Raw genomic sequence first — 14,246 nt, forward strand, 5'->3', positions numbered from 1 at the left:
TTCTAGCGGCCGGCCGCGCAATGCGGTGGGCGGCAGGGCGCGCCGTTGACGCTGGCGAGGCAACCGGGGACCGGGTCGGGCCCGGTCACCCTCTCGGGCGCCCGGCCATACCGCAATTCGTCGATCAGATCCGCGGCCATCCGCGCGAAACGCGGGTGGGCGTTGGGCGTCGACGCCCGCACCAGCGCCACGCCCGCCGCCTCGGCCTGCGACGCCAACTCGTTGTCGAGATCCCACACCACCTCGATGTGATCGGCCACGAACCCGATCGGGCAGATGATGACGGCCTGGGTCCCGGCCTGCGCCAGGGCGGCCAGCTGGTCGGCGACATCGGGCTCCAGCCATGGCACCTGCGGTGGTCCCGACCGCGACTGCCACGCCAGGTCGTAGTCGGAATACCCGGCGGCGGCCGCCACAAGGCTTGCGGCATAGGCGACTTGGCGGCTGTACAGCCGCGGGCCCAGGCGGTCGTCGGCGGCCACCGGAATGGAATGCGCGGTGAACACCAGTCGAGCGCCGGCCTGTTGCTCGGGGGTCAGCGCACCCGACGCCGCGCCGATGGTGTCGGCGAAGATCCGCACGAACCGCGGGTGGTCGAAATAGGGCCGCAGCTTGACCAATTCGGGCGCATCCGGCCCGGCCGCCTCGCGCGCGCGGGCGATGTCCTCGACGTATTGCGTGCAGCTGGAGTAGCCGCTCCACGCCGAGGTGGTGAACACCACGGCCCGACGAATTCCATTGTCGCGCATGGTCGCGACGGTGTCCTCGACGTAGGGCTCCCAGTTGCGGTTGCCGAAATAGACCGGCAGGTCCAGGCCGCGGTCGTGCAGCTCGGCTTCCAGTTGGGCGACCAGCGCGCGATTGATGTTGTTGATCGGCGAGACGCCGCCGAAATGCAGGTAGTGCTCGGCGACGTCGTCGAGTCGTTCCGGCGGCACGTTGCGGCCCCGGGTGACGTTCTCCAGGAACGGCCGAACCTGCTCGGGACCTTCCGGCCCACCGAAGGACAGCAGCAGGACGGCGTCGAATTCCATTACCGTCTACAGTAATTGGGTGCTTGCGCCGCCGTCGGCGTAGATGATGGTTCCCGTCGTCGCCGGCAGCCAGTCCGAGAGCAGCGCGCACACCGTCTTGGCGACCGGGGTCGGGTCCTTCATGTTCCAGCCGATGGGGGCGCGCTGGTCCCAGCCCTCTTCGAGCAGCTGCATCTGTGCGCCAGCCTCCTCGCCGAGCGCCCCGCCGACGATCGCGCTCATGGCCAGCGTCCGGATCGGGCCCGCGGCAACGAGATTCGAGCGAACACCGAACTTACCCGCCTCGCGCGCCACGAATCGGTTGACCGATTCCAGCGCGCTCTTGGCCACCGTCATCCAGTTGTACGCCGGCATCGCCCGGCTGGGGTCGAAGTCCATACCCACGATCGAGCCGCCGGGATTCATGATCGGCAACGTCGCCTTGGCCAGCGAGGCGTACGAATACGCCGAGATGTGAATGCCTTTCGAGACATCTTCGTATGGCGCGTCGAAGAACGGGTTGATGCCCATCCCGGTCTGCGGCATGAAACCGATCGAGTGCACCACCCCGTCGAGCTTGTTGCCCTCACCGATCTCGGCGGTCACCCGCTCGGCGAGCGAGTCCAAGTGCTCCTGGTTCTGCACGTCGAGTTCGATCAGCGGCGCCTTCTCCGGCAGCCGGTCGGCGATGCGCTGGATCAGGCGCAACCGGTCGAACCCGGTCAGCACCAACTGCGCCCCGGCCTCCTGGGCCGCCTTGGCGATGTGAAACGCAATCGACGAATCGGTGATGATTCCCGAGATCAGAATCCGTTTGCCGTCGAGCAGTCCTGCCATGTCCGTCCTTAATGTCGTGGTTGAAGTCAGTGGCCCATGCCCATGCCGCCGTCCACGGGGATGACCGCGCCGGCGATGTAGCTGGCGTCCTCGGACGCCAGGAAGCTGACCGCGCCGGCGACCTCCTCGGCGGTGCCGACCCGCTTGGCCGGGATGAAGTCCAGCGCGCCCTCCTGGATCCGCTCGTCGAGGGCGCGGGTCATCTCGGTGTCGATGTAGCCCGGCGCCACCACATTCGCGGTCACGTTGGCCTTGGACAGCTCCCGCGAGATCGAGCGGGCCATGCCGATCAGGCCGGCCTTGGCGGCCGCGTAGTTCGCCTGGTTGCCGATGCCCCAGCTGCCCGACACCGACCCGATGAAGATGATCCGGCCGAAACGCTTGCGCTGCATGCTGCGTGAGGCGCGCTGGGCTACCCGGAAGGCCCCGGTGAGGTTGGCGTTGATGACCTCCTCGAACCGCTCCTCGGTCATCCGGATCAGGAACGCGTCCTTGGATATGCCGGCGTTGGACACCAGCACCTCGACCGGGCCCTGGTGCTCCTCGACCTCTTTGAAGGCGCGGTCGACCGCTTCGTTGTCGGTGACGTCGCACACGACGCCGAACAACCCCTCGGGCGCCCCGGATCCGCGGTGCGTGACGGCCACCTTGTGGCCGTCGGCGGCGAGCCGCTGCGCGATCGCCAGTCCGATCCCCCGGTTTCCGCCGGTGACCAGGACTGAACGGGATACGAATGCCGGTTTGCCGCCGTTGGTGGCGGCCTTGGAGGTGTTTTCGGTGGCTGCGTCAGTCACCCGGCCAACTTATCGCCTCGGCTTACAAGGACCGAAATCTCCCCCTGTTATGACCGCGAGCGTAAGCGGGCTGCGATTTTCGGACCGGGTTTCCGCAGTGGGCTTACGCTCGCGAAGCTCTGTCAGTGCCGCGACGCAAACTTCCGCCATGACGGGCATTACCGGTCCCTTCCTGGGCAGCGAAGCCCTAGCTGCCGGCGAAGTGACTCCCCATGAGCTGCGCAGCCGGTATACAGCGCTGCACAAGGACGTGTACGTGGCTACAGACCTCGCGCTGACGGCGGCGTTGCGCGCGAAGGCCTGCTGGCTGCGGTCGCGACGTCGCGGCATAATCGCCGGCTTTTCCGCCTCCGCGCTGCACGGCTCGAAGTGGATCGACCCGGCGTTACCCGCCGAGATCATCGACACCAACCGCTGGCCAGTCGCGGGCGTGCACGTTTGGGAAGAGCGGATCGAGGCCGACGAGATCACCGTCATCGACGGCATACGAGTCACCACACCGGCGCGAACGGCACTCGATCTGGCCAGGCGATGCCACCTGGGTGTCGCGGTCGCCGCGGTCGATGCCCTCGTGCAGGCGACCGATCTGAAGATGGCCGATGTCGAGCTGTTGGTCGGGCGGTATCGGGGACGTCGAGGCATGAAGGCCGCTCGCGCCGCCCTCGAACTCGTCGACGGTGGGGCGCAATCCCCCAAGGAGACCTGGCTGCGTCTCCTATTGATTGCGGCGGGCTTTCCCGCTCCCCAGACGCAGATTTGTGTCCGCAACGAATGGGGTTGGGCCGAGGCCTATTTGGATATGGGTTGGGAGGACATCAAGGTAGCCGTGGAGTACGACGGCGACCAGCATCGAACGAGTCGCTACCAGTACGTCAAGGACATCCGCCGGCTGGAGACGATCGAACGTTACGGCTGGATCGTGATCCGGGTGATCGCCGAGGATCATCCCGACGACATCATCCGCCGGGTGCGCGCAGCCCGCGCTTCGCGAGCGTAAGCCGACTGTGGAAATTCGGGCCGAAATTCACAGTGTGCTTACGCTCGCGGGTCAAAGGGGGCTCGCGGGTCAAAGGGGCCGCGCACAGACGCTAGGTCGGCAGGCGCCGGTTGATCAGCAACGCCGCCAGCGCCGCGAGCGCCAGCACCAGCGCGCCCAACCGCACCCAGCCCACGCTGGCGTCGCCCTTGATCGTCTCGTAGCCGATCTGCTGCTGCAGCGTCGCGTAGACCGATTTCAGTTCCTGCAATGACGCAGCGCTGTAGGCATTTCCGCCCGAGAGCTGGGCCACCTTCTTCAGCGTCTCGTCGTCGACGGGCACCGGCTGGCGCTGGTCGTTGATCTCGACGAACCCGTACGGGGTGCCGAAGGAGATGGTCGAGATCGGCACGCCCTGGTCCTTGGCCGTGCGCGCCGCGGTGAAGGCGCCCTTCGGATTGTCCGGGTTGGTCGGCATCGTCTCCTTGCCGTCGGAGAACAACACGATGCGCGCCGGGGGCGGTTTGTCGCCGCCGCCGATCACCGCGCCGACCGTCGCGATGGCCTGTAGCGCGGTGAAGATGCCCTCGCCGGTGGCGGTGCGGTCGGCGAACTGCAGCTTGTCCAACGCCGCCTTGGTGGATTCCCGGTTGGTCGTCGGCGAGACCAGCACCGTGGCGGTCCCCGCATAGGCGATCAGCCCGAGGTTGATGCCCGGCGTCAGCTCGTCGGCGAACTGCTTGGCGGCCTCCTGCGCGGCCGCCATCCGGTTGGGCGCGACATCGGTGGCGCGCATGGACTGCGAGACGTCGATGACCAGCATCACCACCGCGCGGTTGCGGGGAATCCGAACGTCGTTGGTGGGGCCGGCCATTGCGATGGTGAACAGCACCAGAGAGGCCACCAGCAAGATCGCCGGAACGTGGCGCCACGTCGAAGGCCGTTTGGGCGCAACGCTTTCCAGCAGCTCCATGTTGGCGAACCGCAGCATGCGCCGCTGGCGCGCCAGCTGCATCAGGATGTAGAGCGCGGCCAGCCCGAAGACGACGAGCAGGAACAGAAAGAACCACGAATGTTCGAAGCCCGACAACGACATCGGGCCCAGTAGCGGCAGTGTCACTGCCGCCCTGCCAATGCACCGCGCCGGCGGGATTCGACGAACCGCACGATGTCGGCGATCCAGTCACGGTCGGTGCGCAGCGTCAGTATCGGGGCCCCGCAGCTGCGGATCGTGCGCGCCACGTCGGCGCGGTGCGCCGCGGCGGCCTTGGCGAAATCGTCACGCAGCTGCGCGTCGATGGTGAACTCGCGGGTGACGCCGGACTCGGCGTCCTGCAGCACCACGTCGCCGATGTCGGGCAGCTCGACGTCGCGCGGGTCGAGTACCTCGATGGCCAGCACCTCGTGCCGGGCGGCGACCGCCCGCAGCGGGCGCATCCAGTTGATCGGCCCGAGGAAGTCGCTGATGATCACCGCCATGCCGCGGCGGCGTTCCGGCCGGCGCAGGGCGTCGATCGCGGTCGCCAGATCGCCGCGCACCCCGACGGGCGCGCGCGGCGTGGTGGCGATGGTGCGCAACAGCGTCTGCTCGTGCTGACGTCCGGAGCGGGCCGGCACCCGGGTGATCTTGGCGCCGGTGGAGACGATCGCGCCCAGCCGGTTGCCGCCCCCGCTGTTGAGGAAGGTGATCGCGGCGGCCGCCGCCACCGCGAGGTCGCGCTTCTCGCAGCCCACGGTCCCGAAGTCCAAGCTGGCCGACATGTCGACCACCAGCCAGGTTTCCAGCTCCCGGTCGGCGATCATCTGCCGCACGTGCGGGTGCGTCGTGCGCGCGGTGACGGCCCAGTCCATCCGGCGGACGTCGTCGCCGGGCTGATACTCGCGCGACTCCCCCGGCTCCGAGCCCGGCCCCGGGATCAAACCGAGGTGATCACCGTGCAGCACACCGTCGAGCTTGCGTTTGACGGTGAGCTCGAGGGTGCGCAGCGCCGCCGACAGCTTCGGGTCATCGATCTGACCCCGCTGCATCGACGGCGGATGCACCACCGCCCGCCTGTTGGGATCGGTCACCGACCGCTGGCCGCGCCGGCGGGTTGCATCACCGGGGGCACCGAATGACCTTGCTGCGGAACGGCATTCACCTGAGGCAGGGCCACCGTCTGCAGCACCCGGTTGATGACGATCTCCGGCGAGATCTCGTCGGCGAGCGCGTCGTAGGTGAGCACCAGCCGGTGGCGCAGCACGTCGGGAATGACGTCGACGACGTCTTGCGGGATCACGTAGTCACGGCCGCGGACCAGGGCCAGCGATCGGGACGCGGCGATGATGCCCAGCGACGCGCGCGGCGACGCCCCGAACGAGATCCACGTCTTGACGTCGTTCATGCCGAGCTGTTCGGGGTGGCGGGTGGCCGTCACGACGCGCACCACGTAGTCCACCAGGGCGTGGTGGACGAAGACGTTGGCCGCGATGTCCTGCAGCCGCAACAGGTCGCCGGTGTTGAGGATCTGCTTGGGCTCCGGCGGGCGCACACCCATCCGGTAGATGATCTCCCGCTCCTCCTCCGGCGAGGGGTAGCCGACGTTGATCTTGAACAGGAAGCGGTCGCGCTGGGCTTCGGGCAGCGGGTAGACGCCCTCGTGCTCGATCGGGTTCTGCGTCGCCATCACCAGGAACGGGTTGGGCAGCGCGAAGGTCTTGCCGCCGATCGACACGTGGCGTTCCTGCATGACCTCCAGCAGCGCCGACTGCACCTTGGCCGGCGCACGGTTGATCTCGTCGGCGAGCAGGAAGTTGACCACCACCGGGCCGAGCTCGGTGTCGAACTCCTCCTTGCCCTGGCGGTAGATGCGGGTACCGATGATGTCGGTGGGCACCAGGTCCGGCGTGAACTGGATGCGCGCGAACGTCCCGCCGACCACCTTGGCGAAGGTCTCGACGGCCAGCGTCTTGGCCACGCCGGGCACACCCTCGAGCAGCACGTGCCCCTTGGACAACAGGCCGACCAGCATGCGCTCCACCAGCTGGTCCTGGCCGACGATGATGCGTTTGACCTCGAAGATGGCACGTTCCAGGGTCTGCACCTCGGCGGCCAGTCCGTTACCGCCGCCGGTCGGCGCTTCGTGAGCCGGGCCGGATTGCCCGCCCGGGCCCGAGTAACCGCTGGCGCCTGGCGGCGGCCCACCTGCTGCTGTCATGAAGAACCCTCCACGTTCCATCGGACACGACTGCCGGGCAGCGACGTGCCCGCGTCCAACTATTCCAGCACCGCCGGATTCCGTCGACGCTCGCCCAGCTGATGGGTCGCCGGCACCGCTGATCAGTACTCGATGATCCTAGTCAGGAACGGTGTCATGCCGGGCTTTCGAACCGGGCTGACCGTAACCTTGGCGGCGCTGCCGGACGCCTCCAGCATCTGGCCATTGCCCAGGTACATGGTGACGTGCTGGCTGCCGCCCGGGCCGTAGAAGATCAGGTCGCCGCGCCTGGCCTGATCCGGCGGGATGTGGCGCCCGGCGTTGTATTGGTCACCGGAGAACCGCGGGATCAGCACGCCGACCCCGGCGAAGCCATAGCGCATCAGGCCCGAGCAGTCGAAGCCGGTGATGTTGGCGCCGTCGCCGACGCCCTTGCTGGGGCCGTCCAGCGAGCCGCCGCCCCACGAGTAGGGCACGCCCATCTGGGAGCCCATCCTCTTGATCACATACTCGATGGCCTGCCGTCCGTAGACCCGCGGGATCTTGCCGCCGGGGTTGGAGGGCGTGGCGGCGGCGGCCGGTGCGGGATCGCCCAGGATGTTGATCCCGAGCCCGCCGAGAAATTGCTTGCCCAGGTCCATCGTCGTCTGGGTGGCCTGCGCGGTGGCCTGCAGCGACGCGTTGGCGACGGCCAGCGGATCGCCCGGGGCGCCGGCGCTGATCTGGGCCGGCAACGTGGGGTCCCACTGGCCGGGGTCGGCGACGGCAAGCGGAGCCGGGGCGGCCACAGACAACATCAGCCCGGACACCACAGCGGTGATCCAGGCGAGGTTGATGAAACGAAATCGGTTGCGGCGCATGGCTGTCCGTTCAGTGCTCACTCGATCACCACTCGATGTACCGGACCACGTAGGGCGTCATGCCGCTGGTGCGCACCGGGGCGACGCGGACCTTCAACCCGATGTCGGGAGCCTCGAGCATCTGGCCGTCGCCGAGGTAGATCGTGACGTGCTGGCTGCCGCCCGGGCCGTAGAAGATGACGTCGCCGCGGCGCATTTGCGAGGACGGGATCTTGCGACCCAGGTTGTACTGCGAGCCCGAGTAGTGCGGCAGCTTGATGCCCACCCCGGCGAACGAGTACAGGACCAGACCCGAACAGTCGAAGCCGGTGATGCCGGCCCCGGAGTCGATGCCCTTGCTCGGGCCGGCCGCGTTGCCGCCGCCCCACGAGTAGGGCACGCCGATCTGCGACATGCCGCGCCGGATCACGTATTCGGTGGCCTGCCGGCCGTAGACGCGCGGGATGCGTGCGCCGACCCCACCGGGCGCGGCGTTGGTGATGCCGGTGTCGTCGGGCTTGAGGATGCCCATCTGCTGCAAGAAGTTGCGGCCCAGCCCGGCGGTCACCTGAGTCGAGGTGGCCGAGATGCCGAGCACCTGGTTGATCACCGCGATCGGGTCGCCGGGGACGTTGGCGCTCGGGATCATCGGCAGGGTCGGGTCCCAGGCGCCGTCCCACCGACGGCCCCCGGCCGACGGCGCCGGCGCGCCCGGCGACCCGGTCTCCCACCGGTCACCCGAGGCCGACGGGCCGGGCCCGCCCGCCCCGGCGGACCACTGCCGCGCCGCCTCACGCTTGGCCGCCTCCAGCTTGACCTGAGCCTGATCCCGTTCGGCCGCAAGGCGAATGATGTCCTCGCGTTGCTGGTCGAACTTCTGCTTGGAGTTGGTCAGCGCCGCCACGGCGGCGTCCTGGCTGGACTTGGCGTCGGCGGCGGCCTTGTCGGCGTTCTGCTTGGCCAGCCGCGCCGCCGACTCCTTGTTCACCTGCTCGGTGCGGGCCTGCTGCAGCTTGGCCATCACGGTCTGCGAGCTGGTGGTGAGGTTCTTGGCCGCGGCCTCGGTGGCGATGATGTCGTCGGGGCTGCTCGCCGTCAGGTAGCTGTTCGACGGGCCGTTCATATAGGTGGCGGCGGCGAACGTGTCGAAGCGGCGCTGCGCGCCGGCGATGGCGATGTTGGCGTCTTTGACCGCCTGCTGGCTGGCCTCGAGGTCGTGCTGGGCGGTGGCCGCGTTGTCCCGCGCGGTCTCCACGTCGACGAGGGCCTTGTTGACGCTTTCCTGTTCGGTCTGGATTTCGGCGCTCAGGTTCTGCAGCCGCTGGTTGGCCTTGGCGACGTTGGCGATGAGGGCGGCGAGGTTGTCGGCGGTGGGGTCGGCCTCCGCGAGGCCCGGCGTGGCGATCAGCAGGGCGAGGCTCAAAACGGAGGGAACGACGGGGCGCACCAGCCTTAAGGCCGGTCGCGCAGAAGACCCCCAGCGTGTGCGTCTCATTCGACTCAGGTCTCCTACGGCTCAACACGACGGGCGGCGCCAGCCACAGGTTCCCCGAAAGGCGCCAAAGACAACACCAGCATCATTTGCACCGTACGTCACACCGATGGGCGTGCAAACGCTCCACCGAAATCGCACTCTCTACGTGCGTTTAATGTGACCGAATGGTGACCTGACTGGTTTGCCGCAGGACACGCCGCGGCTCGCCGAAGGAACCGCGGAAAACGAAGACCGGAAGTTAGACGGTGGTATTGGTGTCGGCGGCGGGGGTTGCCGCGGCGTCGCCCGAGGTTGCTGCGCGCTTACCGCGCACCTGCAGCAACCGGGTGCCGACGGCGGCCGCGAGGACCGCGATCAACAGGAAGATCGTCAGGCCGGTCCAGGGGAACTCGGGCGTGTCGAGCTCGTGCAGGAAATGCTGCGCGGAGACCACCGGATTGCCGGTCTTCGCGTTGTCCTCGCCGGCCTCGAGCGTCACGCGCGCGAACTGGGTGCTGTAGCTCCCGACGTAGCTCGGGCTAAGGGTCAGGACCGTCGCATCGTGATAGTCCGCGCCCACCACCGTCGAGATGTCGCGCAATGGGGTGTCGTTCGGGGGGTTGTGGTCGAGCAGCACGATCTTGAGGTTGATGCCCTCGGCGTGCGCCTGGTTGACCACGTCGAGCAGTCCGGGCATCGCCGCGGGCGGGGCGCTGACTCCGGTGGCGGCGACCTGGGACTTGACCACGTTCATGTCGACGTCCACCGGAATGTAGGCGGGCAGGAACGGAACCGTTTGCGGCAGCGGGCCGACGAACGAATCTTGACCGGTCATGAAGTCCCTCCTGCGGTAGTGCTAGAGGCACCGTACGCGATATCGGTTCGCGCGCCGCGCCGATGGCGGTCGCCCGCGTCCTATCCCGGCACGGATTGGTGCGCACATGGGGTTTAAACGGGCCGCCGCGGCGACAAGACTGAAGTCAGGAGTGCCCTCGTAATGCAGGACAAGCGTACTGTTAAAGTTGGCACGGCACCGCCGACACGGCCCGTCGCGGTGGGAGAACTAAAGACTCTGGGAGTTGAAGTGACTGATTCTGTGAATTCGTTCGGAGCCCGCGACACGCTGCAAGTCGGCGACCAGAGTTACCAGATCTATCGTCTCGACGCCGTCCCCAACACCGAGAAACTGCCCTACAGCCTCAAGGTGCTGGCCGAAAACCTGCTGCGCAACGAGGACGGCAGCAACATCACGAAGGACCACATCGAGGCCATCGCGAACTGGGATCCCAAGGCGGAACCCAGCATTGAGATCCAGTACACGCCCGCCCGCGTGGTGATGCAGGACTTCACCGGGGTGCCGTGCATCGTCGACCTGGCCACCATGCGCGAGGCCATCGGCGACCTCGGCGGCAAACCGGACAAGGTCAACCCGCTCGCCCCCGCCGACCTGGTGATCGACCACTCCGTGATCGCCGACCTGTTCGGCACCGCCGACGCGTTCGAGCGCAACGTCGAGATCGAGTACGAGCGCAACGGCGAGCGCTACCAGTTCCTGCGCTGGGGCCAGGGAGCGTTCCAAGACTTCAAGGTGGTGCCCCCGGGCACCGGCATCGTGCACCAGGTCAACATCGAGTACCTGGCCAGCGTGGTGATGTCGCGCGACGGCGTGGCCTACCCCGACACGTGTGTGGGCACCGACTCGCACACCACGATGGTCAACGGCCTGGGCGTGCTGGGCTGGGGCGTCGGCGGTATCGAGGCCGAGGCCGCAATGCTGGGTCAGCCGGTGTCGATGCTGATCCCGCGAGTGGTCGGCTTCAAGCTGACCGGTGAGATCCAGGCGGGCGTCACCGCCACCGACGTCGTGCTGACCGTCACCGAGATGCTGCGCAAGCACGGCGTCGTCGGCAAGTTCGTCGAGTTCTACGGCAAGGGCGTGTCGGAGGTGCCGCTGGCCAACCGCGCCACGCTGGGCAACATGAGCCCCGAATTCGGTTCCACCGCAGCAATTTTCCCGATCGACGAGGAGACCATCTCCTACCTGAAGTTCACCGGTCGCACCGACGAGCAGCTGGCGCTGGTGGAGGCGTACGCCAAAGAACAGGGCATGTGGCACGACCCCGACCATGAGCCGGTGTTCTCCGAGTACCTCGAGCTCGACCTCTCCACGGTGGTGCCGTCGATCGCCGGGCCCAAGCGCCCGCAGGACCGAATCCAGTTGTCGGAAGCCAAGTCCACGTTCCGCGAGCAGATCCTCAGCTACGTCGACGGCAACGAGGATGGCCAGCAGGGCTATTCGAAACTGGACGAGTCGGTCGAGGAGACCTTCCCGGCCAGCGACCCGGGCGCGGTCTCGAACGGCCACGCCGATGACCGGCCCGTCGTGCAGTCGGCCGCCGCGCACGCCAAGGGCCGGCCGAGCAATCCGGTGCAGGTGCGCTCCGAAGAGCGCGGCGAGTTCGTGCTCGACCACGGCGCGGTGGTGATCGCGGCGATCACGTCGTGCACCAACACCTCTAACCCCGAGGTGATGCTGGGCGCGGCGCTGTTGGCGCGCAATGCCGTTGAGAAGGGACTCGCGTCCAAGCCGTGGGTGAAGACCACCATGGCGCCCGGCTCGCAGGTGGTCAACGACTACTACGACAAGGCCGGCCTGTGGCCGTACCTGGAGAAGCTCGGGTTCTACCTGGTCGGTTACGGGTGCACCACCTGCATCGGCAACTCCGGTCCGCTGCCCGAGGAAATCTCGAAGGCCATCAACGACAACGACCTATCGGTGACCGCGGTGCTCTCGGGGAACCGGAACTTCGAGGGCCGCATCAACCCCGACGTCAAGATGAACTACCTGGCGTCGCCGCCGTTGGTGGTGGCCTACGCGCTGGCCGGCACCATGGACTTCGACTTCGACGAGCAGCCGCTGGGCCAGGACAAGGAGGGCAATGACGTCTTCCTGAAAGACATTTGGCCGTCGCAGAAGGACGTTTCCGACACCATCGCGTCGGCGATCAACCAGGAGATGTTCACCAAGAACTACGCCGACGTGTTCAAGGGCGACGAGCGCTGGCGCAACCTGCCGACCCCGAGCGGCAACACCTTTGAGTGGAACGCGGATTCGACCTATGTGCGCAAGCCCCCGTACTTCGAGGGCATGCCGGCCGAGCCCGAGCCGGTTACCGACATCACCGGCGCCCGGGTGCTGGCGCTGCTGGGCGATTCGGTGACCACCGACCACATCTCCCCCGCCAGCAGCATCAAGCCGGGCACCCCGGCGGCGCAATACCTCGACGAGCACGGCGTGGAGCGCAAGGACTACAACTCCTTCGGCTCGCGGCGCGGCAACCACGAGGTGATGATCCGCGGCACCTTCGCCAACATCAGGTTGCGCAACCTGCTGCTCGACGACGTGTCCGGCGGCTATACCCGCGACTTCACCCAGGACGGCGGACCCCAGGCGTTCATCTACGACGCGGCGCAAAACTATGCGGCACAAGACATTCCGCTGGTGGTGCTGGGCGGCAAGGAATACGGGTCGGGCTCGTCGCGCGACTGGGCCGCCAAGGGAACCCGGCTGCTGGGCGTTCGCGCGGTGATCGCGGAGTCGTTCGAGCGGATTCACCGCTCCAACCTGATCGGCATGGGCGTCATCCCGTTGCAGTTCCCCGACGGCAAGTCCGCCGCGGATCTGGGTCTCGACGGCACCGAGGTGTTCGACATCACCGGCATCGAGGAGCTCAACGACGGCAAGACACCGAAGACCGTGCACGTCAAGGCAAGCAAGTCCGCCGGCAAGGACGCCGACAAAAACGCAATCGAATTCGACGCGGTGGTGCGCATCGACACCCCCGGAGAGGCCGACTACTACCGTAACGGCGGCATCCTGCAGTACGTGCTGCGCAACATGCTCAAGTCGGGTTAACCCCAACCCGATCAGATCACCTGATGCCAAAGGTCAGCGAGGACCATCTGGCGGCTCGCCGCCGCCAGATCCTCGACGGCGCCCGCCGCTGCTTCGCCGAGTACGGTTACGAGCAGGCCACCGTGCGCCGGCTGGAGAAGGCGATCGGGATGTCGCGCGGCGCGATCTTCCACCACTTCCGGGACAAGGACGCGCTGTTCTTCGCGCTGGCCCACGAGGACGCCGAGCGGATGGCCGACGTGGCTTCGCGCGCGGGACTCATCCAGGTGATGCGCGACATGCTGGCCACGCCGGACGAATTCGATTGGCTGGCAACCAGATTGGAGATCGCGCGCAAACTGCGCAACGATCCCGCGTTCAGCCAGGGCTGGGCGGAGCGTTCCGCCGAGCTGCGGGCGGCCACCACCGATCGACTGCGCCGGCAAATGGAGGCACACCGGGTCCGCGACGACGTGCCCGGCGACGTGCTGCAGTGCTATCTGGAATTGGTGCTCGACGGCCTGGTGGCCCGGTCGGCATCCGGCGAGGATCCGCAGCGGCTATCCGCGGTCCTCGATTTAGTGGAAAACTCGGTGCGCCGCAACGATTCTTGAGAAGCGATCGTAACGCCACTGCGAACAAGGGGACGAGATTTCGCAGTGACGCTACGCCCGCGCGGTTTTGGCGGTCCGGTTGGGGCCGCCGCGGCTGCGCATCGTGGTGCCCGACTCCCGCAGCAGGCTATGGATCGACCCATACGACCTACCGGTCGTGGCGACCAGGCTGCGGATACTGGCGCCACCCTCGTAGGCGTGGCGCAGCTCGTCGAGCAACTGGTCGCGTGCCGTGGCCGACCTTTGCACTGTTCTCTTCATGGCTCCTCCGACGCCGGGACACGATGGCAAGCACCCAGAGTAGGAAGCCACTGTCGGTCGCGGGCCGATTTCGCCAAATCGCCTGCGGCGACGTGAGGCGAAGTCGTGGCGGGTCGCCACCGTCAACTCAGGCGAGCTCGATGAGATCGGAGTATTCGTCAGACCAGAAGTCCTCGGTGCCGTCGGGCAACAACACGACGCGCTGCGGCTCGAGGGCCTCGGCGGCGCCCGGGTCGTGCGTTACCAAGACCACCGCCCCCTGATAGCTGCGCAGCGCGTCGAGCACCTGTTCGCGCGAGGCCGGATCGAGGTTGTTCGTCGGTTCGTCGAGCAACAGCACATTGGC

Annotated in this window: 13 protein-coding genes and 1 pseudogene; 3 read left to right on the forward strand and 11 right to left on the reverse strand. The window is 67.4% G+C overall.

The window, feature by feature from the left end:
* Window positions 1-2: 2 nt before the first annotated feature.
* Genes A5622_RS21725 through fabG1 form a run of 3 tightly spaced genes read right to left on the reverse strand, consistent with a single transcriptional unit; the run spans window position 3 to window position 2,644 of the window.
* A complete protein-coding gene (locus A5622_RS21725) occupies window positions 3-1,034 on the reverse strand; it encodes a ferrochelatase (protein WP_066881137.1) in 1,032 nt (343 codons plus the stop codon).
* Window positions 1,035-1,040: 6 nt separating this feature from the next.
* Window positions 1,041-1,850 (reverse strand): NADH-dependent enoyl-ACP reductase InhA, encoded by an 810-nt coding sequence (gene inhA / locus A5622_RS21730; RefSeq protein ID WP_066868632.1) that lies wholly within the window; start codon window positions 1,848-1,850, stop codon window positions 1,041-1,043.
* A 26-nt stretch (window positions 1,851-1,876) separates the two neighbouring features.
* Window positions 1,877-2,644, reverse strand: coding sequence for a 3-oxoacyl-ACP reductase FabG1 (fabG1, locus tag A5622_RS21735; RefSeq protein WP_066881139.1), 768 nt, complete (start codon window positions 2,642-2,644; stop codon window positions 1,877-1,879).
* 157 nt (window positions 2,645-2,801) lie between these two features.
* On the opposite strand from fabG1, the gene A5622_RS21740 reads away from it, so the two are divergent.
* Window positions 2,802-3,641 (forward strand): hypothetical protein, encoded by an 840-nt coding sequence (locus A5622_RS21740; protein WP_066881156.1) that lies wholly within the window; start codon window positions 2,802-2,804, stop codon window positions 3,639-3,641.
* A gap of 91 nt (window positions 3,642-3,732) precedes the next feature.
* On the opposite strand, the gene A5622_RS21745 is transcribed toward A5622_RS21740, so the two are convergent.
* The 6 genes from A5622_RS21745 to A5622_RS21770 all read right to left on the reverse strand — a co-directional run bounded on the left by A5622_RS21745 (window position 3,733) and on the right by A5622_RS21770 (window position 9,965).
* Complete coding sequence (locus tag A5622_RS21745; protein WP_066868636.1) at window positions 3,733-4,740, reverse strand: VWA domain-containing protein; 1,008 nt, start codon at window positions 4,738-4,740, stop codon at window positions 3,733-3,735.
* Window positions 4,737-5,648 (reverse strand): DUF58 domain-containing protein, encoded by a 912-nt coding sequence (locus A5622_RS21750; RefSeq protein ID WP_156749064.1) that lies wholly within the window; start codon window positions 5,646-5,648, stop codon window positions 4,737-4,739. Before A5622_RS21750 ends, A5622_RS21745 begins: the two co-directional genes overlap by 4 nt.
* 38 nt (window positions 5,649-5,686) lie before the next feature.
* Entirely contained in the window at window positions 5,687-6,817 is a 1,131-nt protein-coding gene (locus tag A5622_RS21755; RefSeq protein WP_066868640.1) for a MoxR family ATPase, read from the reverse strand.
* 122 nt (window positions 6,818-6,939) lie between these two features.
* Complete coding sequence (gene ripB / locus A5622_RS21760; protein ID WP_066881141.1) at window positions 6,940-7,677, reverse strand: NlpC/P60 family peptidoglycan endopeptidase RipB; 738 nt, start codon at window positions 7,675-7,677, stop codon at window positions 6,940-6,942.
* Window positions 7,678-7,702: 25 nt separating this feature from the next.
* Entirely contained in the window at window positions 7,703-9,151 is a 1,449-nt protein-coding gene (gene ripA, locus A5622_RS21765) for an NlpC/P60 family peptidoglycan endopeptidase RipA (protein ID WP_066881143.1), read from the reverse strand.
* Between the two features lie 238 nt (window positions 9,152-9,389).
* The gene (locus A5622_RS21770; protein ID WP_066868646.1) at window positions 9,390-9,965 is read right to left on the reverse strand and encodes a DUF6676 family protein; all 576 of its coding nucleotides are present in this window, start codon (window positions 9,963-9,965) and stop codon (window positions 9,390-9,392) included.
* A gap of 249 nt (window positions 9,966-10,214) precedes the next feature.
* Between A5622_RS21770 and A5622_RS21775 the strand changes: the two genes are divergently transcribed.
* Together A5622_RS21775 and A5622_RS21780 are read left to right on the forward strand one after the other, a co-directional pair.
* Window positions 10,215-13,046 (forward strand): aconitate hydratase, encoded by a 2,832-nt coding sequence (locus tag A5622_RS21775; protein ID WP_066881145.1) that lies wholly within the window; start codon window positions 10,215-10,217, stop codon window positions 13,044-13,046.
* Between the two features lie 23 nt (window positions 13,047-13,069).
* On the forward strand, window positions 13,070-13,639 hold the full coding sequence (locus A5622_RS21780) for a TetR/AcrR family transcriptional regulator (RefSeq protein ID WP_066881147.1): 570 nt from the start codon (window positions 13,070-13,072) through the stop codon (window positions 13,637-13,639).
* A 51-nt stretch (window positions 13,640-13,690) separates the two neighbouring features.
* Here the strand turns inward: A5622_RS21780 and A5622_RS21785 are convergent, their stop codons facing one another.
* Both A5622_RS21785 and A5622_RS21790 read right to left on the reverse strand, forming a co-directional pair.
* On the reverse strand, window positions 13,691-13,900 hold the full coding sequence (locus A5622_RS21785) for a helix-turn-helix domain-containing protein (protein ID WP_369806982.1): 210 nt from the start codon (window positions 13,898-13,900) through the stop codon (window positions 13,691-13,693).
* Between the two features lie 127 nt (window positions 13,901-14,027).
* Window positions 14,028-14,246: pseudogene (locus A5622_RS21790) on the reverse strand (ABC transporter ATP-binding protein); the annotation flags it as partial.

Source organism: Mycobacterium sp. 1245801.1 (assembly GCF_001673055.1).
In the GTDB taxonomy this organism is placed as follows: Bacteria; Actinomycetota; Actinomycetes; order Mycobacteriales; family Mycobacteriaceae; genus Mycobacterium; species Mycobacterium europaeum_A.

Coding starts and splice junctions, on each gene's coding strand:
- A5622_RS21725 (WP_066881137.1), bottom strand. CDS start 1,034: ATGGAATTCGACGCCGTCCTGCTGCTGTCCTTCGGTGGGCCGGAAGGT.
- inhA (WP_066868632.1), bottom strand. CDS start 1,850: ATGGCAGGACTGCTCGACGGCAAACGGATTCTGATCTCGGGAATCATC.
- A5622_RS21750 (WP_156749064.1), bottom strand. CDS start 5,648: ATGCAGCGGGGTCAGATCGATGACCCGAAGCTGTCGGCGGCGCTGCGC.
- A5622_RS21755 (WP_066868640.1), bottom strand. CDS start 6,817: ATGACAGCAGCAGGTGGGCCGCCGCCAGGCGCCAGCGGTTACTCGGGC.
- ripB (WP_066881141.1), bottom strand. CDS start 7,677: ATGCGCCGCAACCGATTTCGTTTCATCAACCTCGCCTGGATCACCGCT.
- ripA (WP_066881143.1), bottom strand. CDS start 9,151: ATGAGACGCACACGCTGGGGGTCTTCTGCGCGACCGGCCTTAAGGCTG.
- A5622_RS21770 (WP_066868646.1), bottom strand. CDS start 9,965: ATGACCGGTCAAGATTCGTTCGTCGGCCCGCTGCCGCAAACGGTTCCG.
- A5622_RS21780 (WP_066881147.1), top strand. CDS start 13,070: ATGCCAAAGGTCAGCGAGGACCATCTGGCGGCTCGCCGCCGCCAGATC.
- A5622_RS21785 (WP_369806982.1), bottom strand. CDS start 13,900: ATGAAGAGAACAGTGCAAAGGTCGGCCACGGCACGCGACCAGTTGCTC.